This is a genomic window from Lachnoanaerobaculum sp. Marseille-Q4761 (assembly GCF_017565785.1).
Lineage (GTDB): Bacteria > Bacillota > Clostridia > Lachnospirales > Lachnospiraceae > Lachnoanaerobaculum.
In genome coordinates this window covers 277,709-300,169 of sequence record NZ_JAGEKB010000003.1, presented here as the reverse complement: position 1 = coordinate 300,169, position 22,461 = coordinate 277,709, and the positions used below count along the sequence as shown (strand labels likewise).

The window sequence follows — 22,461 nt, the reverse complement described above, 5'->3', positions numbered from 1 at the left end:
TATGAATCCGATTTATGAAAAGGTAAAAAAAAGTTATGATTACATAAGGACTGTTACGGATTTCACCCCTGAGGTCGCTTTGGTACTTGGCTCAGGACTTGGTGAGTTTGCAAAGCATATGGAAGTGGAATGTGAGATACCTTATTCAAATATCGAGGGTTTCCCCGTATCAACTGTAGCAGGACATGACGGAAAGTTTTTATTCGGCACTGTTGAGGGTGTAAAAACCGTTATAATGAAGGGAAGAGTTCACTACTATGAAGGATACCATGTTACGGATGTTGTACTTCCTACAAGACTTATGATAATGCTCGGAGCAAAAAAACTTATACTTACCAATGCGGCAGGAGCTGTAAATACCTCATATAAACCCGGTGATTTAATGCTCATTACCGATCATATATCCACCATAGTACCTTCGCCGCTTATAGGTGAAAATATAAGTGAATTCGGGACAAGATTCCCTGATATGAGCAATGTATATTCAAAAAGACTTCAAGATGTGGTAAGAAAGTCGGCTGATGAAGCAGGAGTTACTTTAAGAGAGGGTGTATATATGCAGTTTAGCGGCCCTGCTTATGAAACACCTGCCGAGGTGAAGCTTGCAAGACTGCTCGGTGCGGATGCGGTGGGTATGTCCACAGCGATAGAGGCTGTAGCCGCCAATCATATGGGAGTTGAAATCTGCGGTATTTCATGCTTTACAAATATGGCTGCAGGGATACTTGACCGTCCGCTCAGTCATGAAGAGGTTTCAGAGGCGGCAAATAAGGTTTCTCATATATTTGAGGGATTGGTAAAGAGTATTATAAAGAATATATAATAATGAGGGGGCTTTTGCCTCCTTTTTAATAATATAATTCTACGTAAGTGAATATAATTTTCAGATTTAAACCCTTGTTTTTTTATTAAATTCATTATAAAATAGCTTAAGATTGTTTTGTATTTAACAATATTGGTGGCACTATATTGTGTACTTAAATATGGTGCCTGGATGGTCAAAATTTACTTTGATTATCGAATCTTATTAATTATACGGAGGTTTGTATATGGCTCAAATAGGAGTTTCTGCTATGAAACGAATTGAAGATTTGCTAGATACCGGAAGTTTTGTGGAGATTGGCTCATATATAAGTTCAAGAAACACAGATTTTAATCTATCGGGCAAGGATACTCCAAAAGACGGTGTATTAACAGGTTATGGTACGATTAATGACAGTCTGGTATATGTATATAGTCAAGACCCTTCAGTACTTGGCGGATCTATAGGAGAGATGCATGCTAAAAAAATCGTTGCATTATATGATATGGCAATGAAAATGGGTGCACCTGTTATAGGTCTTATCGACTGTGCCGGTTTGAGACTTGAAGAGTCTTTTGATGCATTGGATGCCTTTGGAAAAATATATTTGGCACAGACCAAAGCGAGTGGTGTGATACCGCAGATACAGGCGGTGTTCGGACTTAGCGGAGGTGGAATGGCAATAAGCAACGGACTTAGTGATTTTGTGTTTATGGAGAAGGACAGTGCAAAAGTATTTGTGAATTCACCTAATGCCATTGCAGGAAATTCGCAGGATAAAAATGATTATTCCTCTGCCAAATTCCAGGCTGAGGAGACAGGATTGGCTGATTTTATAGGAACTGAATCAGAGATTATTACAGGTGTAAGAGAGCTTATTTCTTTACTTCCTGCAAATAATGAAGATGATATGTCATATATTGAATGCAATGATGATTTAAACAGAACTACAGCCGAACTTGACGGAAGAATAAAGGATCCTGCACTTGCTCTTGCTACAATTTCCGACAGCGGATATGTACTTGAAGTAAAAAAAGACTTCGCAAGGGAGATGTTTACAGGATTTATCAGATTGAACGGTAATACTGTAGGAGCTATAGCCAACAGAAGTCTTTTATATGATGAAAATGGAGAGATTGTACAGGAGTTTGAGAATGTATTATCTCATCAGGGAAGTGACAAGGCGGCAGAGTTTGTTGTATTTTGTGATGCATTCAATATCCCTGTTTTAACAATTGTGGATGTAAAGGGATATAGAGCTACAAAATGCAGTGAAAGAAGGATGCCCAAAAACGGAGCAAAGCTTACATACGCATTTGCAAATGCAACAGTTCCAAAGGTAAGCCTCATAGTTGGAGATGCTTTGGGCAGTGCGGCACTTTCAATGAATTCAAAATCAACAGGTGCTGATATAGTGTTTGCATGGGAAAGTGCAAAAGTCGGCATGATGAATGCAAGTGAAGCCGTAAAAATAATATACTCTAAAGAAATTGATTCAAGTGATGATATAAAGGCTACTCTTGAGGAGAAGACAAGAGAGTATGAGAATTTACAAAATTCAGTGATATATGCCGCAAGAAGAGGATATGTGGATGATATTATCACAGTAGCTGACACAAGAAAAAGATTATTGGCTGCCTTTGAGATGCTTTTTACAAAGAAAGAAGAAAATCCATATAAAAAACATGGATCAATTTAGAGGTGGATCATGAAAAATAGAATAAAGTATTTAATTTTCAGTCTGCTTATAGTCGTTATTATGGCACTTTGTGCCTGTGGAAAAAAGGTTCCGGAAGATATTTCAACTAACTTGACCTCAGAATCCAAGAAATTTATTATGGGGCTTTATAGCAAAAGCGATAGTGAATTGTACAATGAAATCGCAGCATTTGATCAAAACGGTCAAGCTGTTTATGCCGAAGGATATAGGAACTTTATAGAAACAAGAGAGCAGCTGGGAGGTTTGTTAAATATTAAGGACATAAAAGTATCATATTCAGATGGTAATTATGTTGTTAAGGCGGCTTACTCTGCAGAGCTAGGCAATGGAGAGATGACATTAGGATTAAAAGAAGACGCTAAAGAAATGGTTATATTGTCTTTTACACCTAAATATTCTTTGGCTGAAAAAATGGGCAAAGCCGCATTAAATACCGTTCTTGGAATGGGAACAGTGTTTATAATACTGATTTTTATATCATTTTTGATAAGCTTGTTTAAATATATAAGTATATTTGAAAATAAAATAAAGGTTAAGCAAACACCGGTAATTGAAACTAAAGAAAATAATACAGTTAGCGAGCCGGAGAATCTCGAAGATGATTTGGAGCTGGTGGCTGTTATTACAGCAGCTATAGCGGAGTTTAGTAATACAGATGCATCAAACTTAATTGTTCGTTCAATAAAGAGAGTTAAAAGATAATGGAGGGTAAAATGAAAAATTATACTATTACGGTAAATGGTAAATCATATGAGGTTTCTGTGGAGGAAAAAGGAGGAGTTTCTACTCCTGCAGCTGCGGTAGTTGCAACACCTGCAGCACCTGTCTCTAAACCTACAGCGCCTGTGGCAGCGGGAGGCGAGGGCAGAGTAAAGGTGGTTGCACCGATGAGCGGAAAAATTCTCGGTATCAAGGTAAGTCCTAATCAAGCCGTTAAAAAGGGAGAGGTAGTGGCTGTACTTGAGGCAATGAAGATGGAAAATGATATAGTTGCCACAGAAGACGGTACAATTGCAAGTATAAATGTAAATGTTGGAGACAGTGTTGAAACTAATCAAACTCTTGTAACAATCAACTAATATCCGGAGGGAGAAAAAATGGATTATATATTAAATACATTATCCAATTTGATTGCTCAGACCGCATTTTTAAATCTTACCTTCGGTAATCTGGTAATGATTTTTGTTGCCTTTATATTTCTTTATCTGGCAATAAAAAAAGGATTTGAACCGCTTTTGCTGGTACCTATCGCCTTTGGTATGTTACTTGTAAATATCTATCCTGATATAATGCTTAGACCTGAGAATTCTGCAAATGGTGTAGGAGGTTTGCTTCACTATTTCTATGTATTGGATGAATGGAGTATATTGCCATCACTTATATTCATGGGTGTAGGAGCACAGACGGATTTCGGCCCGCTTATTGCAAACCCTAAATCATTCCTGCTTGGTGCAGCGGCACAGTTTGGAATCTATGCGGCTTATTTTATAGCAATCCTTATGGGCTTTAATGATAAGGCGGCAGCGGCTATATCAATTATAGGAGGTGCTGACGGTCCTACTTCAATATTCCTTGCGGGAAAACTTGGACAGACCGAATACCTTGGACCTATAGCGGTAGCGGCATATTCATATATGGCTTTGGTTCCTATTATACAGCCGCCTATTATGAAATTCTTTACAACAGATGAGGAAAAGAGGATAAAGATGGAGCAGCTTCGTCCTGTATCACAGCTTGAGAAGATTCTTTTCCCTATAATAGTTACAGTAGTGGTATGTCTTATACTTCCTACAACAGCTCCGTTAGTGGGTATGCTGATGCTTGGAAACCTCTTTAAAGAGAGCGGTGTTGTAAAGCAGCTTACAGAAACTGCTGCAAATGCAATGATGTATATTGTTGTTATCTTGCTTGGAACCAGTGTCGGTGCAACTACAAGTGCGGAAGCATTCCTTAAAGTTACAACTTTAAAGATTGTTGCACTCGGTCTTATAGCTTTTGCCTTCGGCACATGGGCAGGTGTAATATTCGGTAAGATAATGTGCAAGGTTACGGGCGGTAAAGTAAATCCGCTTATCGGTTCGGCAGGAGTTTCTGCGGTGCCGATGGCAGCCAGAGTTTCACAAAAGGTCGGTGCGGAGTATGATCCTACAAACTTCCTATTGATGCATGCCATGGGACCTAATGTGGCAGGTGTTATTGGTACAGCTGTAGCTGCCGGAACATTTATGGCAATATTCGGAATAGTATAAGGAGGGATTATGGCAGATATTAAGAAAAAGCCTGTTCAAATAGTTGAGACTGTGCTTCGTGATGCACATCAGTCTTTAGTAGCAACAAGAATGACTACAGAACAGATGCTTCCTATCATAGATAAAATGGATAAAGTGGGTTATAGAGCTGTGGAATGTTGGGGAGGTGCTACATTTGATGCATCGCTTAGATTCTTACATGAAGATCCATGGGAAAGACTAAGGAAGTTTAAGGACGGTTTTAAGAATACAAAGCTTCAAATGCTTTTTAGAGGACAGAATATATTAGGTTATAATCATTATGCAGATGATGTTGTAGAATATTTTGTTCAAAAATCAGTGGCAAACGGTATTGATATTATTCGTATTTTTGATGCATTAAATGATATCAGAAACTTAAAGACAGCTGTAAATGCGGCAAATAAAGAAAAAAATGCCGAAGTTCAAATAGCACTTTGCTATACCTTGGGCGATGCTTATACACTTGATTACTGGAAAGATATAGCAAAAAGAATTGAGGACATGGGTGCGGACTCACTTTGTGTAAAGGATATGGCAGGACTTTTGACACCGTATGCTGCTGAGGAACTTATAGGAAGTCTTAAGGCATCTACAAAGTTACCTATAGAGCTCCATACACATTATACAGCCGGTGTGGCATCTATGACACTTTTAAAGGCTGTAGAGTCGGGCTGTGATATTATTGATACAGCTATTTCACCTCTTGCACTCGGAACTTCACAACCTGCAACGGAAGTAATGGTTGAGACATTTAGAGGAACACCTTATGATACAGGTCTTGATATCAATTTATTATCTGAGATAGCTGATTATTTCCAGCCTATCAGAGAAGGTTTCTTAAAGAGCGGACTCTTAAATCCGAAGGTTCTCGGTGTAAATATAAATACTTTAAAATATCAGGTTCCGGGAGGTATGCTTTCAAATCTTATCAATCAGCTTAAAGAAGCCGGCAAAGAGGATAAGTACAGAGAGGTTTTGGAGGAGATTCCAAGAGTAAGAAAAGACTTCGGAGAGCCGCCTCTTGTTACACCTTCATCACAGATAGTTGGTACACAGGCTGTTATGAATGTTCTTTCAGGTGAGAGATATAAGCTGGTTCCAAAGGAATCAAAGAAGATAATGCTTGGAGAATTCGGACAGACCATCAAGCCTTTCAATAAGGAAGTACAAAAGAAGATAATAGGTGATGAAAAGCCTATTACCTGTAGACCGGCAGACCTTATTCCGCCACAGCTTCCTGAGTTTGAAAAGCAGGTTGCAAAATGGAAGGAACAGGATGAGGATGTGCTTACCTATGCACTTTTCCCAAAGGTTGCAGAGGAGTTCTTTGAGTACAGAGCTGCACAAAAGACCAAGGTTGATATGACTAAGGCGGATAAAAATGCAGGAGCTTATCCTGTATAAATAAAGTATGTATTCAAAAAATCCCTTACTTAATGTAGGGGATTTTTATGTAAGAGAAAATGAGAGAAATAAAGAGAAAAGTTTTAAATCAGTTTAGCAGTGCCAGAATTATTTTGTTTGGATTTATAATTATGATTTTTGTAGGGGCAAGTATTCTCAGTTTGCCTATTTCATCAAGAAGCAGGGAATTTACACCATTTATAGATGCCTTATTTACCGCCACCAGTGCAAGCTGTGTTACCGGACTTATAGTGTATGATACAGCTACACACTGGTCAGTATTTGGGAAAATTATAATAATAGCTATGATACAATGTGGCGGACTCGGAGTGGTTACCATGATAACTGTATTCACTCAAGTAGCAGGTAAAAAAATCGGTCTCAGAGACAGAGCAACATTACAAAGTGCCCTGTCGGCACCACAAATAGGAGGTATTGTAAAACTTACAAGTTTTATATTTAAGGGAACTGTCATTATAGAAATGATCGGTGCAATTCTTATGTTTCCAAGTTTTATGAAAGATTTTGGTGTAACAAAGGGAATCTACTATTCAATATTTCATTCCATATCTGCATTTTGTAATGCAGGATTTGATCTAATGGGAGATGTGAGTAAATTTTCATCTTTGACAAAATACCAATCGGATATAATGATAAATATGAGTATAATGTTGTTGATACTTATAGGCGGTTTGGGATTTCTAATATGGAAGGATATACTAAATTACAAGTTTGGTATAAAAAGATATTCCACTCAAACAAAGATAATATTGGCTATGAGTGTAGTTTTAGTGATATTTCCGTCTGTTTTATTTTTCTTTACAGAGTTTAGCGGCTTGGATATTAAAACAAGAATACTTTCAAGTTTATTTCAGGCGGTCACACCAAGAACGGCGGGATTTAATACAACTGATTACACGAAGTTTAGTGACAATGGTATAGCAATTACTATTATATTGATGTTGATAGGTGGTGGCTCAGGTTCAACTGCCGGCGGTATCAAGATGAGTACAATATTTATCTTAGTTGCTACAATGTGTTCCGTTTTAAAACAGGATAAAGAAGTGGCGGTATTTAAGAAAAGAATTGAGCCGGATATAATAAAAAATGCCGTTGCGGTTTTTGTCATGGATGTTGTCTTATTTGTAGCCGGATCAATGATTATAAGCGGGATAGAAGGATTTTCATTAAAAGACACAATGTTTGAGTGTGCATCCGCAGTCGCAACAGTCGGATTGACTATGGGTATCACTCCACATCTTGGAATTATTTCAAAGGTATTGTTGATTTGCATGATGTATATCGGAAGAGTAGGCGGTATAACGCTTATTTTTGCAGCAGTTACTCCAAAGAATAACGGAAATGCAAGATATCCAAAGGATCAGGTAGCAGTCGGATAAATTTGATATGAGGTGAATTATGAAGAGTTTTTTGGTAATAGGAGTAGGACGTTTCGGGCGTCATTTATGTAAAAAATTATTTGAACTGGGATATGATGTAATGGCTGTTGACAGAAATGAAGACTGTATAGAGCAGGTATTACCATATACTTTAAATTCAATGATTGGTGACAGCACAAAGAGTGAATTTATAAAATCAATCGGAGTTAGCAATTTCGACACTTGCTTTGTGACAATAGGTGATGATTTTCAAACTTCACTTGAAACAACTTCACTGCTTAGCGAGTGTGGAGCAAAATATGTGGTATCCAGAGCATCCAGAGATACACAAGCAAAGTTTTTACTTAGAAACGGCGCAAATGATGTGGTTTATCCTGAAAGGCAGCTGGCTGAATGGACTGCAATAAGGTTCAGTTCAAATAATATTTCAAATTATATAGAGTTACCCGGTGAAAATTCTATATTTGAATGCAAGGTGCCTAAAAACTGGGAAGAGAAAACCGTATTGGAGCTTGATATAAGGAAAAAATATAAAGTTAATATTATGGCAATAAAAAAAGGTGATAATTGGTATATGACTATTACTCCACAGATAAAGTTTGAAAAGGATCAGGATATACTGGTTTATGGGGCAAATAAATATCTGGAAAAGTTTCTGAATTTTGATGCCAGCAATTTTACAACAGGAGAGGAAGATGATGAAGACTAATAATATGTCTATAAGAACTGTAAGACCGGAGGATGCCAAAAATCTTCTTGATATATATGCATATTATGTGGAGGAAACTGCAATATCATTTGAAACGGAGGTTCCAAGTGTGGAAGAGTTTAAAATCAGAATAGAAGAAATATTAAAAAGCTATCCATATATTGTTGCCTGTGATAATGATGAGCTTCTCGGATATGCATATCTTCATCCTTTTGTGGGAAGAAAGGCATATGAGTTAAGTGCAGAGACTACTATATATTTAAATCCGGTAAAAAAGAAAATGGGAATAGGCAAAAAATTATATTCAGTTTTGGAAGATATAGCGAAGGCACAGAATATAACAAATCTGTATTCATGTATAGGATATGTGGATGTTGAGGATGAGTATTTAAATAATAACAGTGTGGAGTTTCATGAACATATGGGTTATAGAATGGTTGGAAAGTTTGAAAACTGCGGACATAAATTCGGCAGATGGTATCATATGGTATGGATGGAGAAGATAATAGGGGAACATAAAGAAATCCATAAGTTTATAAGCTTTAAAGATATAGATAAAGACAGATTTTATATTGGAGATTAGAGGTTGTACAGTTTTCTTGCCGTTTGGACTTTATATTTTTATTAAAAGTTCAAATGGCAATTTTTTTAATTCTATTATGTAAAACATTAATTTTCATTGACAAAAATATGTGAATATGATTAAATAAATTTAGAAATAATATTCCGAAAAATAAAATATTTTATGAAATAATATTTTATTTTATGAACTGACAGGAGTTTTTATGAGAGAAGAAGATTATCAGGTTTCATTTGAAATAATTGCTACAGCAGGAGACAGCAAGGGCTATTCAATGGATGCAATCTGTGATGCCAAAAAGGGAGATTTTGAATCTGCACAGGAGAAATTAAAAGAGGCAAATAAAGGACTTTTAAAAGCGCATGAACTTCAAACTGATATGATTTCACAGGAAGCAGGTGGAGATTCGGTTCCTGTAAATATAATCCTTGTTCATTCACAGGATCATTTGACAATGGCTAATGTAGCACTTGAGTTGGCTGAGGAGATGATTTTACTTTATAAAACAATTGATGATTTAAAGACTGAGATAGAGGAAATAAAAAAGAAAATATAAATATTCGGATATGGGGATTTTCCATAAATTTTGGAGGTACACCTTGGATATAGTATTGCGAATCAAGGAGGAATATTCAAAGCTGACAAAGTCAGAGCAAAGAGTGGCGGACTATTTTATAACCAATTATAAAGAGGCTATAAATGAAAGTACACAATCCATTGCTCTTATAACAAATACTTCTCCGGCTACGGTTATCAGATTTGTAAAAACAATGAAGTTTGAGGGGATTCAACAGCTGAAACTGGCATTGGCGGCGGATATAGATTCGGACAGGAAGTATATTTGTGATGAAATCATTCATCAAAAAGACGGGCTTGAAGAAATTATTGAAAAAAATAAAAGAAATATTGTAAACAGTATTGAAAAGTTGTATGCACTGATGGATATGGATTTGATGAAACAAGCAATAGATGCCATAGACAGTGCGAGAAAGATATATTTATTCGGCGTAGGTGCCAGCGGTATAGTTTGTTATGATATCAATTACAAGCTTTCAAGAATCGGAAAGGATGTTGTATTTAACAATGATATTCATCTACAGCTTGTAAACTTGAACTTTATAAAAAAAGAGGACACCTGCGTATGTATAAGCTATAGCGGTAATACAAGAGAAACGGTACTTGTTGCCGAGATTGCAAAAAAAGCCGGTGCAAAGACTGTAGGTATTTGTTGTTACGGTAAAAATGAACTTTCAAATATCTGTGATATAACACTTCGTGTACCTCAGGATGAGAGGGAACTCAGACTTGGAGCTATTTCAAGTCGTAATACCACACTTACACTTCTTGATATGATTTATCTGGCTATAACACATAGACATTATCCGGATGTATTGCAGGATATTGAATCCACAAGAGATTTGATTAAGAAACTTAGAGATTGATTTTATAAAAGGAAGTAATAAAATGAGAATGCTTTGGGGAGGTGCAAGTGCCTCAAGCCAATATGAAGGCGGATTTGAACTTTTTAATAAGGGAATGGATACACAGGACTGCAGAAGATATATAAAGAGAACCGACAATGCCACTACATCCACAAGACTTTTAACAAAATACGATATAGAAAGAGCAAAGCATCCTGTTTCGGGAGATTTTTTTCCGGGAAGAAAGGGGAGTGAAGGGCTCTTACATATAGATGAGGATATAGAGTATTTAGCTGAACTGGGAATAGATGTTTACAGAATCTCTATTGCATGGTCGAGAATATTTCCTACAGGAGAAGAAGATACTCCGAATGAGGATGCATTGAATATGTATGAAGACATTATAAAAAAGCTTAGTTCAAAGGGTATAAAGATATATCTTAGTCTTACACATTATGCGCTTCCGCTGGCATTAGTCGAAAAATACGGTGGATGGAAGAACAGAAAGCTGGTGGATTTATATGTAAAATATGCAAAGGTAATATTTGACAGATTGGGAAAATATCTTGACTTTGTAGTACCGTTTAATGAAATAAACACGGGTTTTTTCAGTCCTTTTAACGGACTTGGACTACTTAGAGATGAGAATATAAAGGGCAGCGGATATGATTTAAATGATATATTTGCCGGACTTCATAATCAGTTTATAGCATCCGCAAAGGTGATAGAACTTGGGAAAAAGATGTTAAAAGCAAGTTTTGGATGTATGGCTGCCTGCTTTTGCTATTATGGCTATTCCTGTAATCCTATGGATCAGCTAAAGGCATTGCAGTATGAGCAGGTAAATCAATGGTTTTTTACAGATGTACTTGCAGGCGGTGAGTATCCTTACTATATGAGAAAGTATTTCAGGGATAATAATATAAATGTGGAATTTTTGCCGTGGGATGAAAAACTTTTAAAAGATAATACGGCGGATTTTGTAGGATTTTCATATTATCAGTCAAATGTATGTGCATCCACAGAGATGGAAAAGACTGCCGGAAACTTGGTTGTAAGTACAAAGAATCCTTATTTAAAGGCGAATGAATGGGGATGGCAGATAGATCCGGTAGGTATAAGAATCTCTATGAATAAGATTTATGACAGATATAAAAAACCTGTAATGATTACGGAGAACAGCTTCGGATATAATGATGTGCTGCTTGAAGGAAATATTATAAATGATGATTACAGGATTCAGTATTTAAAAGACCATTTTGAGCAGATAAAACTTGCAATAGATGACGGAGTCGAATGTCTGGCATATCTTTTATGGGGCATTGTGGATATAGTGTCAGCCGGTTCATTGGAGATGACAAAAAGATATGGTGTGGTATATGTAGATGCCGACAATCTTGGAAACGGCACATATAAAAGATATAAAAAGAAAAGTTTTAAATTCTACAAGGAATTTATAGCAAAGGAGAGGGAAAGTGTTAAGTCTTGAAAGTTTGGATACGGAAAAAAGAAATATTAACACGATGAATCTGGATGAACTTTCCACTGTAGAAATTATTGCGAAAATAAATCAAGAGGATAAAAAGATTGCGGACTGTGTGGAACCTGCTATAGCCGAGATTGGAAAGGCAACAGATTTTGCGGTCGGCAGTATAAAATCCGGAGGCAGGCTTATATATATGGGTGCAGGAACATCAGGAAGACTTGGGATACTTGATGCGAGCGAATGTCCTCCGACATACGGCGTACCTTTTGATATGGTTATCGGAATTATAGCAGGAGGAGATAAAGCTATCAGAAAGGCTGTTGAGGGTGCTGAAGATTCCAAGGAACTTGCGGTAAAAGATTTAAAAAAGATAGGCTTTAATGAAAAAGATACCTTAGTAGGACTTGCAGCAAGCGGAAGAACGCCTTATGTGATAGGCGGACTTGAATATGCAAGAAGTATAGGCGCAAAAACTGCAGCAATAAGCTGTGTTCAGGGAGCAAAAATATCCGATATGGCAGATGCAAAGATAGAGGTGATAGTAGGTGCCGAAGCGGTAACCGGTTCTACCAGAATGAAGGCGGGGACAGCACAAAAGATGGTGCTAAATATGATTTCCACTACCGCAATGGTGAAAATAGGTAAAGTTTATCAAAATCTTATGGTTGATGTAGCTACAACAAATGAAAAGCTGAAAGTCAGGGCATTAAATATTGTAAGCGAGGCTACAGGTATAGAGAAAGAAAGTTCAAAAAAACTTTTAGAGGATTCGGGATATGATGTCAAAGTGGCAATAGTTATGGGGCTGGCATCCGTAGACGCCTCTAAAGCAAGAAAGACACTTGAGAAAAATGATTTAAATGTCAGTGCCACAATAAAGAATTTGCTGATGCTTAATAAATAAAGTGCATATTTTGAACTTTACAATACAGGGTATAGTTATCCTAGATTATTCATGGCAACATCATGAACGTGGCTGAAAGCCATATAATTACTATATTTTAACAAAATATTGCTTTCACCTAGTAAGTGAATAAAAAAAGAGCGTCCATTTGTGGTAAAATTAAGGTGCTAAAACTCAATATAATCACACAAAGGAGCCCTTTATGAGTATTGTAAACACCTTATCACTTGAAAGCAATAGAAAAATTAAAATTAATTTCGATGGAGGAGATTTATCCTCCGATGCAGGCTTACTTCTTATAAAAGAATTCGTAAGTAAACTTGGCATTGACAAACTTTTCTGTAAATCATTTAAGACCAATGATTCTGCATTATTCCGTTATCACACTGATAAAGAAAACCTTCTTCAGATGATATATATGATCATTGCAGGCTATTTTGAAGATGATTCTTCAGATGAACTTACAAATGATCCTGTGTTTAAAGCAGTGCTGAATAAAGACACTTTAGCATCGCAGCCAACTATTTCACGATTTCATAATCGAATGGATGAGGACTCACTGAATCAGTTCCTTTCTATGAACCGGATCCTTCGAAAGAAAGTTTATAGTATTCAGATGCCTGAAGCTATCATTTTAGATCTGGACTCAACACTTCTTAATGCCTATGGCAAACAGGAAGGCAGAGCATTTAACTTCCACTATCAAAGTAACGGTTACCATCCACTTGTTTGCTATGATGGACTCACAGGAGATTTGATTAAAATTCAGCTTCGTGATGGGACTCAGTATTCAAGCACAGGTGTTGTGGAATTTCTTCAGCCTATACTTGATGAATATCTTAAAGATTTTCCGGAAATTAAACTTCTCCTTCGTGGAGATAGTGGCTTTGCAACACCGGGTTTGTATAAACAGTGTGAAGAAAACGGTACCGGCTATGTAATTCGTTTGAAAGAAAATGCTATACTTCGTGATAAGGTATCATATCTTGTAGATGAACTTGATGAAATCACAAAAAACAACAAAGTAGATTATGCTGTAGTTTATGGTGAATTCATGTATCAGGCAGGTCCTTGGCATTATGAAAGACGTGTTGTCTGTAAAGTTGAAAAACCTGAAAACCAAATGACTTACATGTATACATTCATTGTTACAAATATGGAGTCATCCCCTGAATATCTTATCAAGTTCTATTGCAAAAGAGGCTTGATGGAAAACTTCATAAAGGAAAGTAAAACAGGTTTTGACTTTGCTTCTGTCAGCAGTCATACAAGAATTGTAAATGCCAACAGACTCCAAATACATGCACTTGCTTATAACATATTTAATTGGTTTAGACGATTAGCATTATCTGCAAATATGAGAAAACAACGAATTGATACTGTTCGTCTAAAACTGCTAAAGATTGCTGCAAAAGTAATTCGTTCAGCAAGGTATATAACATTCAAGCTGTGTAGCAGTTGCCCATATAAGGATGAGTTCTATGAGACTATATCAAATATTAGCAAGCTATATGTACAACTCGAATAGCAACTAATAACGAACCTTGAGAGCTTAATAACTACTCAAAAACTCTACCTAGGGGGAAGTCTGCCCATTTTTAGATGTATTAATTCAGTTATAGCGTCATTGGTCAAGTTTAAAGATTTATAGCACGGTAATTAACTAAAATATTGTACCGTGAATAATTCAGGGTTATTTTTAAAATTGAAATAATATTTAGAAAGAAGGTAATGTATGAAGGTATTATTTGTTTGTTCAGGCGGAATGTCATCAACCATTGCTGTTAATGCCTTAAAAAAGGAGGCTGAGAAGCATGGCGAAAGTATTGAGGTTCTTGCAATAGGAACTCAGGCTGTTGATGATGAGGTAAAAAACGGTTGGAACTGTGTTATGGTAGCGCCACAGATTCGCCATAGATTTGAAAATATCAAGGCTGCGGCAGATGCACAAAATATTCCATGTGCATTGATTGAACCCATGGCTTATTCACCTCTAGGTGGACCGAAGCTTTACACACAGATGAAAGGATTAACAGGAGGTAAGTAAAATGTTTGACAAGATGGCTACTTTTTTAGACAAGAATCTAAGTACACCTATGGCTAAGCTCAGCGAACAAAGACATTTAAGGGCTGTAAGAGACGGTATTATTGCGACTTTGCCTATAGTAATAGTGAGTTCTTTGTTCCTTGTAATCGCATTCCTGCCGAATCAAATGCCTGCAAGCTGGGGAATTGCACAGTTTATAAAAGCAAATGTAGGTAGAATACTACTTCCATATCGTATGGCAATGTATATTATGACATTGTATGCAGTATTTGGAATAGGGTTCTCACTTGCAAAAAGTTATGATTTGGACGGACTCTCGGGAGCTATTCTTTCAGAATTGGCATTTCTTTTGACAGTAGTACCTGTATCGCTCCCGGAGGCAAGTGAGGAGATTAAAAATCTTGCTGCAAGCAATCAGGCTTTGGCTGACTATCTTAAGGCTATACCGAGCGGATGGCATCTGGGAATGTCATATATAGGTTCTGACGGAATGTTTGTAGGTATTCTTACAGCCTTTTTTGCGGTAGAGATCTATAGATTTACACAGAAATCAGGTTTTAAAATCAGAATGCCTGAGCAGGTTCCCGCATCAGTTGCAAGAAGCTTTGAAGCACTTACACCTACAGTTATTATTCTACTTATAGTTTCGACTATATGTATGTGGCTTGGAATAAATGTTCACGGCATTGTAGGTGCGGTTATAAGACCGATAGTACATGTTGCGGATACACTTCCGTCAGTATTATTCCTTACATTCCTTGATTCATTCTTCTGGTGCTTCGGTATACATGGAAGCAGTGTTGTAGGAAGTGTAACAAGACCTATATGGCTTGTGCTTCTTGAGCAAAATTCAAATGCACTTGCTGCGGGAGTTCCTATTCCTAATATAGCACCGGAGGCTTTCTATCAATGGTTTATATTTATCGGAGGTTCGGGAACAACTATCGGACTTGCAATTTTACTTTTATTTAAGTCAAAATCACAGTATGGAAAGACACTCGGAAAGGTGGCTTTTGTGCCGGCACTCTTTAATATAAATGAGCCTATGATTTTTGGTTGTCCGATAATACTCAATCCTGTACTCTTGATACCATTTGTACTTACACCTACTATTTGTGCTATAATCGGATGGATTGCAACAGAACTGGGGCTTGTAAACAGAGTGGTGGCATCGGCGCCATGGACATTGCCCGGACCTATAGGTGCTTTTCTTGCTACAAATGGAGATATAAGAGCATTTATATTAAATGTATTACTTATAATACTCTCAGTGATTATATATCTTCCATTCTTTAATAAGTATGATGCTGATTTAAAGAAGCAGGAGGACAGTGATATAGCTGCTTAAATATTTTACGGATAAATAAAAAGGAGAGATATGCGTAGACTTGGAATATCGATTTATCCTGAAAAAGACAGTGTCGAAAATATTATTGAATATATTAAAAAAGCCGGAGATTCCGGCTTTTCTCGTATATTCTCATGTCTTTTATCAGTGAATAAATCAAGGGAAGAGATAGTAAATGATTTTAGAGATATAAATCTTTATGCAAAGAATCTTGGCTTTGAAATAATTGTGGATGTATCACCTTCAGTTTTTGATAAGCTGAAGATTTCATATAAAGATCTTAGCTTCTTTAAGGAAATAGGAGCGGACGGCTTAAGACTTGATATAGGATTTAGCGGACTTGAAGAGTCAATTATGACATTTAATGAATATGGACTTAAGATTGAAATAAATATGTCAAATGATGTTTCAACTATTGATACTATAATGGATTATGAACCTAACAGATATAATCTCTATGGCTGCCATAATTTTTATCCTCATAATTACAGTGGACTGGGGATTGATTTCTTTAAGCGCTGTACTAAAAGATTTAAAAAGTACGGTCTTAATACAGCGGCATTTATTACAACAAGAAGTGAAGGCTCATTTGGACCATGGCCTACTGATTTCGGACTCCCAAGTCTTGAAATTCATAGAAATATAAGTATTGATAAGCAATTAAAGCATATGATAGCTCTGGATGATATTGATGATATCATTATTTCAAACTGTTATCCTACAGATGATGAGCTTAAAAAGATAAAAAGTATTCCTCTTGACAGAGTGTGCTTTGATGTGGAGCTGTTACCTGAACTTCCCATACTCGAAAGAACTATAGTTTTAAAAGAAATGCATTTTAACAGAGGAGATAAATCGGATAACTTTATAAGATCAACAGCTTCAAGGGTAAAATATAAGGGTGAAAAATTTGAAGTAATAAATCCCGCACCTATAAAAAGAGGTGATATTATAATTGAAAGCTCACTCTACGGTCATTATGCAGGAGAACTGCAGATTGCTTTAAGCGATATGGAAAATTCCGGAATGAGTTCGGTTGTCGGACATATTGATAAAGATGAGTTGTTTTTACTTGATTATATCAGACCGTGGCAAAAGTTTGCTGTGAAAGAGAAGCATAGATGAAAAACACTTATTATATCGGAATAGACGGGGGAGGAACAAAGACAAATTTTATACTGTTTGACAATGATAAAAACAGTATTACATCTGTTTTAATGCCTACAATTCATCCTGCACAGACAAGTTTTAAGGAAGCGGTATCTATTCTTACTGCGGCAAAAGAAAAGTTGATTATCAATATAAAAGACTGTAATTATAATCTTAAGGTTGGGGCAGGTCTGGGCGGATATGGTATAAATACGGATTATAGAAAAAAGCTTGAAGATGAGTTTTCTATGGTTTTTGATGATTTTAAGCTGTATTCAGATGCATATATTGCAATGGTCGGGGCACTTGGAGGAGATGACGGTATACTTATAATTGCCGGTACCGGAAGTATAGGCTTTGCAAAGATAGGGAATAATACCTATAGATGCGGTGGCTTCGGATATAGATATGGTGATGAGGGCAGTGCATACAGCATAGGCAGGGATATTATATCAACTGCATTAAAAGAAGCTGACGGAAGGAATAAAAAAAGTAAGATATCAGATTTGGTGCCGGAATATTTTAATATGAATAGTGTTAATGATATAGCAACGGGTGATTTCACAAGAGAACATATAGCAGGTCTTGCTGCAGAAGCATCAAAATATATTTATAGCAGTGAAAGTATAAAAAATATATTTGAAAGAGCTGCAAGAGAAATAACTCTACATATCAGAGCTTTGAGTACAAAATTTGAAAAAAATAAAAGGATAAAGTTAAGTTATATAGGTGGAGTATTCAAGTCTGATTATATAATGGAACGTATAAAGGAAATGAATCCGGATATCGATATTGTTGCACCGTTATTTCCACCGGAAAAGGGAAGTATACTACAAGTATAATGCAAAGCAGTTATAAATTTGCTATAATGAGTGTATAGAAAAAAATTATTATGTTGAGGTGAAAATGGGAAAAAGAAAATTAGCCTCCATACAGTTTGTACATAATATCACGCCTATAGAAGGTGCTGAAAAGATAGAATGTGTACATGTATTGGGATGGCAATGTGTTGCAAATAAAGGTCAATTCAGTATAGGTGATAAATGTGTATATATGGAAGTGGACTCGTTCCTTCCGGTATGTGAACGCTTTGAATTCCTTAGAGCAAGCAGCTTTAAAGAAAATGAAATAATGGGAGCGGGATTCAGGTTAAAAACTATGAAATTCAGAGGACAGATATCACAGGGATTGGTACAACCGTTAGAGATACTTCCTACAGGTGAATATGAAATAGGTGATGATGTAACCGAACTCCTTGGAATAAGAAAATGGGAAATAGAGGAGAGAGTAAGCAATGACGGTACGGTTATTGCAGAGTTTCCAAGTGAAATCTCAAAAACTGATGAGCTTAGAGTACAGTCATATCCTGAGCTGATAGAAGAGTTTAGGACAGTAAGGGGGTACTACATCAGTACTAAAATGGACGGCTGCAGTGTAACCATGTATAAGAGCGGTGATCATTTCGGTGTATGTGGTAGAAACTACGAATATGCGGATGATGATAAATGTGCTATGTGGAAATATGCACATAAGCATAGAATAGAGGAAAAACTTAAAGAAAATAATCTTGAAAACATAGCAATTCAAGGAGAGTTTTGTGGTCCCGGTATTCAAAAAAACAGGTTAAAGCTGGCAGAACCGGAGTGGTATGTATTTACAGTAACCGATATGGTCAACAATGTAAGACTCTCTCTAGGTAAAATGGAAGAATTGTGTAAGCTTCTTGATTTAAATATGGTACCTGTAGAGGAAGTGGAGGAAGAGTTTAAATATAAAAGTGTTGATGAACTTTTGGAAAGAGCAAAGGGTAAGTATGATTCAGGTAAGAACAAGGAGGGTATAGTGATAAGACCTATAGAAGAGGTATATTCAAGTACTATATCAGGACCTCTTTCTATGAAGGTTATAAACAATGATTATCTGTTGAAAGAGTAGAAAATTTTTAAAGCATTAAAATGGCTATAGCTTCGGATATACTGTATCGAAGTTGTAGCCATTTTTACAGTTATTTTTGAGAGTATTTTTGCTCTTTTTTTCTTGGATTTTGCTTGACTTTGAAGATAATTGAATGTATAATCAGAACACTGCTTTTGCAAAGGACTTAATTCAAATGTCAGAATAACTTAAAAATAATTTAAAAAGTTATTGACAAGACAAAGAATAAATGATATCATATCAAAGTTGCTTGAAAAGAGCAGAAAAAGCTTTAAATAATCTGAAAAATAACTCTAAAAAAGTTGTTGACAAGATAAAATGAGCTTGATATAATAGTTAAGCTGTTGCAAACAGCAAAGCAATGAACCTTGATAATTTAAGATTAAACAGTACACACAACCCTGAAAAATTGCATATTTCGCATATTTTTCTTAGTGAAAGTGAGCGTAAGCGAAACTTGAATTTAGAAAAATAGCGCACCTCGTCGAGCGTAGCGAGACGATGGTGTTACATATAAATATGATGAAGTTTCAGATGCATTTTTCACTTGATGAAAACGAGCGAAAGCTTGTTTTATATCTTAGTGAAAAGAGAGTTCTTCGTACGAGTGAAACAAGTGCGATAGAACAACCTTAAAAAAATAGTAGATCTGTGAAAACAGATGCAAGCTAGCGAGAAGGCTAGATTAAACTTTTATATGAGAGTTTGATCCTGGCTCAGGATGAACGCTGGCGGCGTGCTTAACACATGCAAGTCGAACGAAGCTGCTTAAAGGAAGTTTTCGGATGGAATTTAGGTAGACTTAGTGGCGGACGGGTGAGTAACGCGTGGATAACCTGCCTTATACAGGGGGATAACGGAGAGAAATTTTCGCTAACACCGCATAAGACCACGGCACCGCATGGTGCAGGGGTAAAATATTTATAGGTATAAGATGGATCCGCGTCCGATTAGCTGGTTGGTGAGGTAGAGGCTCACCAAGGCGACGATCGGTAGCCGGCCTGAGAGGGTGAACGGCCACATTGGGACTGAGACACGGCCCAAACTCCTACGGGAGGCAGCAGTGGGGAATATTGGACAATGGGGGAAACCCTGATCCAGCGACGCCGCGTGAGTGAAGAAGTATTTCGGTATGTAAAGCTCTATCAGCAGGGAAGAAAATGACGGTACCTGACTAAGAAGCCCCGGCTAACTACGTGCCAGCAGCCGCGGTAATACGTAGGGGGCAAGCGTTATCCGGATTTACTGGGTGTAAAGGGAGCGCAGACGGCAATGCAAGTCTGAAGTGAAAGGCGTGGGCTCAACCCATGAACTGCTTTGGAAACTGTATAGCTTGAGTGTCGGAGGGGTAAGCGGAATTCCTAGTGTAGCGGTGAAATGCGTAGATATTAGGAGGAACACCGGAGGCGAAGGCGGCTTACTGGACGACAACTGACGTTGAGGCTCGAAGGCGTGGGGAGCAAACAGGATTAGATACCCTGGTAGTCCACGCAGTAAACGATGAATACTTGGTGTCGGAGAGGTAAACTCTTCGGTGCCGCAAGCTAACGCATTAAGTATTCCACCTGGGGAGTACGTTCGCAAGAATGAAACTCAAAGGAATTGACGGGGACCCGCACAAGCGGTGGAGCATGTGGTTTAATTCGAAGCAACGCGAAGAACCTTACCAAATCTTGACATACTCTTGAATAGCCTTGTAATGAGACTAGTCTTTCGGGACAAGGGATACAGGTGGTGCATGGTTGTCGTCAGCTCGTGTCGTGAGATGTTGGGTTAAGTCCCGCAACGAGCGCAACCCTTGTCGTCAGTAGCCAGCAGTAAGATGGGCACTCTGACGAGACAGCCGGAGATAATCCGGAGGAAGGTGGGGATGACGTCAAATCATCATGCCCCTTATGATTTGGGCTACACACGTGCTACAATGGCGTAAACAAAGTGAAGCAAAGCTGCGAAGCCAAGCAAATCACAAAAATAACGTCTCAGTTCGGATTGTAGTCTGCAACTCGACTATATGAAGCTGGAATCGCTAGTAATCGCAGATCAGAATGCTGCGGTGAATACGTTCCCGGGTCTTGTACACACCGCCCGTCACACCATGGGAGTCATCAATGCCCGAAGTCAGTGACCTAACCCACACTGGTAAACATAAAGCTGTGATAAGGATACGAGAGAGTAAGCCGAAAGGCTTATGAACGAGTATACTTATATGATATAAAGAATAGCAGTAAGTTGTGTTTAGCAGTGTGGGAAGGAGCTGCCGAAGGCAGGGAGGATAACTGGGGTGAAGTCGTAACAAGGTAGCCGTATCGGAAGGTGCGGCTGGATCACCTCCTTTCTATACATTTTTCACATAATGAAAACGAGCCGAAGGCGAAGTTTGAGTATTAGTGAAAAAGTAGTTCTTCATACGAATGAAGTGAGTATGATAGAACATAATTAAAGGCTTTAGTAGGGGTTGTGAGTACTGTTTAGTTTTACATTATTTTCTCGGCTAAAACGGGCGAAAGCAAGGTTTAATGCCGGAGAATAAGTACACCTTGTCGAATGAAATAAGACAATGGTGTAGCCTTATTTAAGGTTTAAAGCTAAAACCAACATTAGCGGTGTCGATGCGTCTGGGGGAGACACACCCGTTCCCATTCCGAACACGATGGTTAAGACTCAGTCGGCCGATGGTACTATATTGGAGACGATATGGGAGAGTAGGTGGATGCCGCTTTATTAAATGATTTAAATGTCTTTAATATATAGGAGGGGATGTATGGGTGAGCAATTTGGAAACTTGTTCAGACAATATCCATGGCATGTGGTTTGCCTTGTTTCATTATTATTTATAATCGGACAGGGAGTTATAATTTATCTGGCTAAGAGATATAATTGGTCGCTTAGAATAAGACCTGTACAAATCCTTATGTTTATTGTGTTGTTCTTTATATCATTGTATATGATAATCACAGGACAGACGACGATGTAAAGTAAGGGCTTATAGCTCAGCCGGTTAGAGCGCACGCCTGATAAGCGTGAGGTCGGTGGTTCGAGTCCACTTAAGCCCATGTATTTTTCACTTGATGAAAACAAGTAAAGCTTGAAGCCGGGTGAAAAAGTATGCCTCATCAATTAAAACAAGATGATGGTATTACCATATAGAAGAGATAATATCAGATATTCCTCTGGAGAGGATGAAAGATGTTGAAGTTCGAATCTTTAAATCTCATTTGCAGAGAATTTGAAAAGTTTTCTGCATAAGATGTACCTTGAAAACTGCATACCAAACGAGAAATTATAT

At 37.4% G+C, this 22,461-nt stretch carries 21 protein-coding genes, 1 tRNA gene and 2 rRNA genes; all 24 read left to right on the top strand.

Features of this window, described 5'->3' with window-relative positions; all coding sequences use genetic code 11:
- Window position 1 precedes the first annotated feature (1 nt).
- The gene (locus tag J4O15_RS12570; protein ID WP_208101006.1) at window positions 2-823 is read left to right on the top strand and encodes a purine-nucleoside phosphorylase; all 822 of its coding nucleotides are present in this window, start codon (window positions 2-4) and stop codon (window positions 821-823) included.
- Window positions 824-1,049: 226 nt separating this feature from the next.
- The gene (locus J4O15_RS12565; RefSeq protein WP_208101005.1) at window positions 1,050-2,501 is read left to right on the top strand and encodes an acyl-CoA carboxylase subunit beta; all 1,452 of its coding nucleotides are present in this window, start codon (window positions 1,050-1,052) and stop codon (window positions 2,499-2,501) included.
- A 9-nt stretch (window positions 2,502-2,510) separates the two neighbouring features.
- Complete coding sequence (locus J4O15_RS12560; protein WP_208101004.1) at window positions 2,511-3,224, top strand: OadG family protein; 714 nt, start codon at window positions 2,511-2,513, stop codon at window positions 3,222-3,224.
- 11 nt (window positions 3,225-3,235) lie between these two features.
- Window positions 3,236-3,601 carry a biotin/lipoyl-containing protein gene (locus J4O15_RS12555; RefSeq protein ID WP_208101003.1) on the top strand — a complete coding sequence of 122 codons (366 nt, stop codon included), beginning with the start codon at window positions 3,236-3,238 and terminating at the stop codon, window positions 3,599-3,601.
- An 18-nt stretch (window positions 3,602-3,619) separates the two neighbouring features.
- Complete coding sequence (locus J4O15_RS12550) at window positions 3,620-4,771, top strand: sodium ion-translocating decarboxylase subunit beta (protein ID WP_009218956.1); 1,152 nt, start codon at window positions 3,620-3,622, stop codon at window positions 4,769-4,771.
- Between the two features lie 9 nt (window positions 4,772-4,780).
- Complete coding sequence (locus J4O15_RS12545) at window positions 4,781-6,196, top strand: oxaloacetate decarboxylase subunit alpha (RefSeq protein WP_208101002.1); 1,416 nt, start codon at window positions 4,781-4,783, stop codon at window positions 6,194-6,196.
- Window positions 6,197-6,255: 59 nt separating this feature from the next.
- Entirely contained in the window at window positions 6,256-7,596 is a 1,341-nt protein-coding gene (locus J4O15_RS12540; RefSeq protein WP_009218954.1) for a TrkH family potassium uptake protein, read from the top strand.
- 19 nt (window positions 7,597-7,615) lie between these two features.
- Entirely contained in the window at window positions 7,616-8,305 is a 690-nt protein-coding gene (locus J4O15_RS12535) for a potassium channel family protein (RefSeq protein ID WP_009218953.1), read from the top strand.
- A complete protein-coding gene (locus tag J4O15_RS12530; RefSeq protein ID WP_330638817.1) occupies window positions 8,292-8,888 on the top strand; it encodes a GNAT family N-acetyltransferase in 597 nt (198 codons plus the stop codon). Before J4O15_RS12535 ends, J4O15_RS12530 begins: the two co-directional genes overlap by 14 nt.
- 202 nt (window positions 8,889-9,090) lie before the next feature.
- Window positions 9,091-9,441 (top strand): PTS lactose/cellobiose transporter subunit IIA, encoded by a 351-nt coding sequence (locus J4O15_RS12525; protein WP_208101001.1) that lies wholly within the window; start codon window positions 9,091-9,093, stop codon window positions 9,439-9,441.
- A 43-nt stretch (window positions 9,442-9,484) separates the two neighbouring features.
- Window positions 9,485-10,327, top strand: coding sequence for a MurR/RpiR family transcriptional regulator (locus J4O15_RS12520; protein ID WP_208101000.1), 843 nt, complete (start codon window positions 9,485-9,487; stop codon window positions 10,325-10,327).
- Window positions 10,328-10,349: 22 nt separating this feature from the next.
- Window positions 10,350-11,795 (top strand): glycoside hydrolase family 1 protein, encoded by a 1,446-nt coding sequence (locus tag J4O15_RS12515; protein WP_208100999.1) that lies wholly within the window; start codon window positions 10,350-10,352, stop codon window positions 11,793-11,795.
- The gene (murQ, locus tag J4O15_RS12510; protein ID WP_009218948.1) at window positions 11,782-12,696 is read left to right on the top strand and encodes an N-acetylmuramic acid 6-phosphate etherase; all 915 of its coding nucleotides are present in this window, start codon (window positions 11,782-11,784) and stop codon (window positions 12,694-12,696) included. The genes J4O15_RS12515 and murQ overlap by 14 nt, the downstream gene beginning before the upstream one ends.
- 202 nt (window positions 12,697-12,898) lie before the next feature.
- Complete coding sequence (locus J4O15_RS12505; protein WP_208099327.1) at window positions 12,899-14,224, top strand: IS1380 family transposase; 1,326 nt, start codon at window positions 12,899-12,901, stop codon at window positions 14,222-14,224.
- 207 nt (window positions 14,225-14,431) lie between these two features.
- On the top strand, window positions 14,432-14,743 hold the full coding sequence (locus J4O15_RS12500) for a PTS sugar transporter subunit IIB (protein ID WP_208100998.1): 312 nt from the start codon (window positions 14,432-14,434) through the stop codon (window positions 14,741-14,743).
- Window position 14,744: 1 nt separating this feature from the next.
- Window positions 14,745-16,091, top strand: coding sequence for a PTS sugar transporter subunit IIC (locus tag J4O15_RS12495; RefSeq protein WP_009218946.1), 1,347 nt, complete (start codon window positions 14,745-14,747; stop codon window positions 16,089-16,091).
- Window positions 16,092-16,121: 30 nt separating this feature from the next.
- On the top strand, window positions 16,122-17,216 hold the full coding sequence (locus tag J4O15_RS12490; RefSeq protein WP_208100997.1) for a DUF871 domain-containing protein: 1,095 nt from the start codon (window positions 16,122-16,124) through the stop codon (window positions 17,214-17,216).
- Entirely contained in the window at window positions 17,213-18,082 is an 870-nt protein-coding gene (locus J4O15_RS12485; protein WP_208100996.1) for a BadF/BadG/BcrA/BcrD ATPase family protein, read from the top strand. The genes J4O15_RS12490 and J4O15_RS12485 overlap by 4 nt, the downstream gene beginning before the upstream one ends.
- A 64-nt stretch (window positions 18,083-18,146) precedes the next feature.
- Complete coding sequence (locus tag J4O15_RS12480) at window positions 18,147-19,175, top strand: RNA ligase family protein (RefSeq protein WP_208100995.1); 1,029 nt, start codon at window positions 18,147-18,149, stop codon at window positions 19,173-19,175.
- 504 nt (window positions 19,176-19,679) lie between these two features.
- Window positions 19,680-19,811: a hypothetical protein gene (locus J4O15_RS16185; RefSeq protein WP_279546294.1), complete on the top strand. Its 132-nt coding sequence runs from the start codon at window positions 19,680-19,682 to the stop codon at window positions 19,809-19,811.
- 57 nt (window positions 19,812-19,868) lie between these two features.
- Window positions 19,869-21,510 (top strand): 16S ribosomal RNA (locus J4O15_RS12475).
- A gap of 264 nt (window positions 21,511-21,774) precedes the next feature.
- Window positions 21,775-21,894, top strand: a 5S ribosomal RNA gene (gene rrf, locus J4O15_RS12470).
- 42 nt (window positions 21,895-21,936) lie between these two features.
- The gene (locus tag J4O15_RS12465; protein ID WP_009221296.1) at window positions 21,937-22,149 is read left to right on the top strand and encodes a hypothetical protein; all 213 of its coding nucleotides are present in this window, start codon (window positions 21,937-21,939) and stop codon (window positions 22,147-22,149) included.
- A 5-nt stretch (window positions 22,150-22,154) separates the two neighbouring features.
- Window positions 22,155-22,228, top strand: a tRNA-Ile gene (locus J4O15_RS12460).
- The last annotated feature ends 233 nt before the right edge of the window (window positions 22,229-22,461 follow it).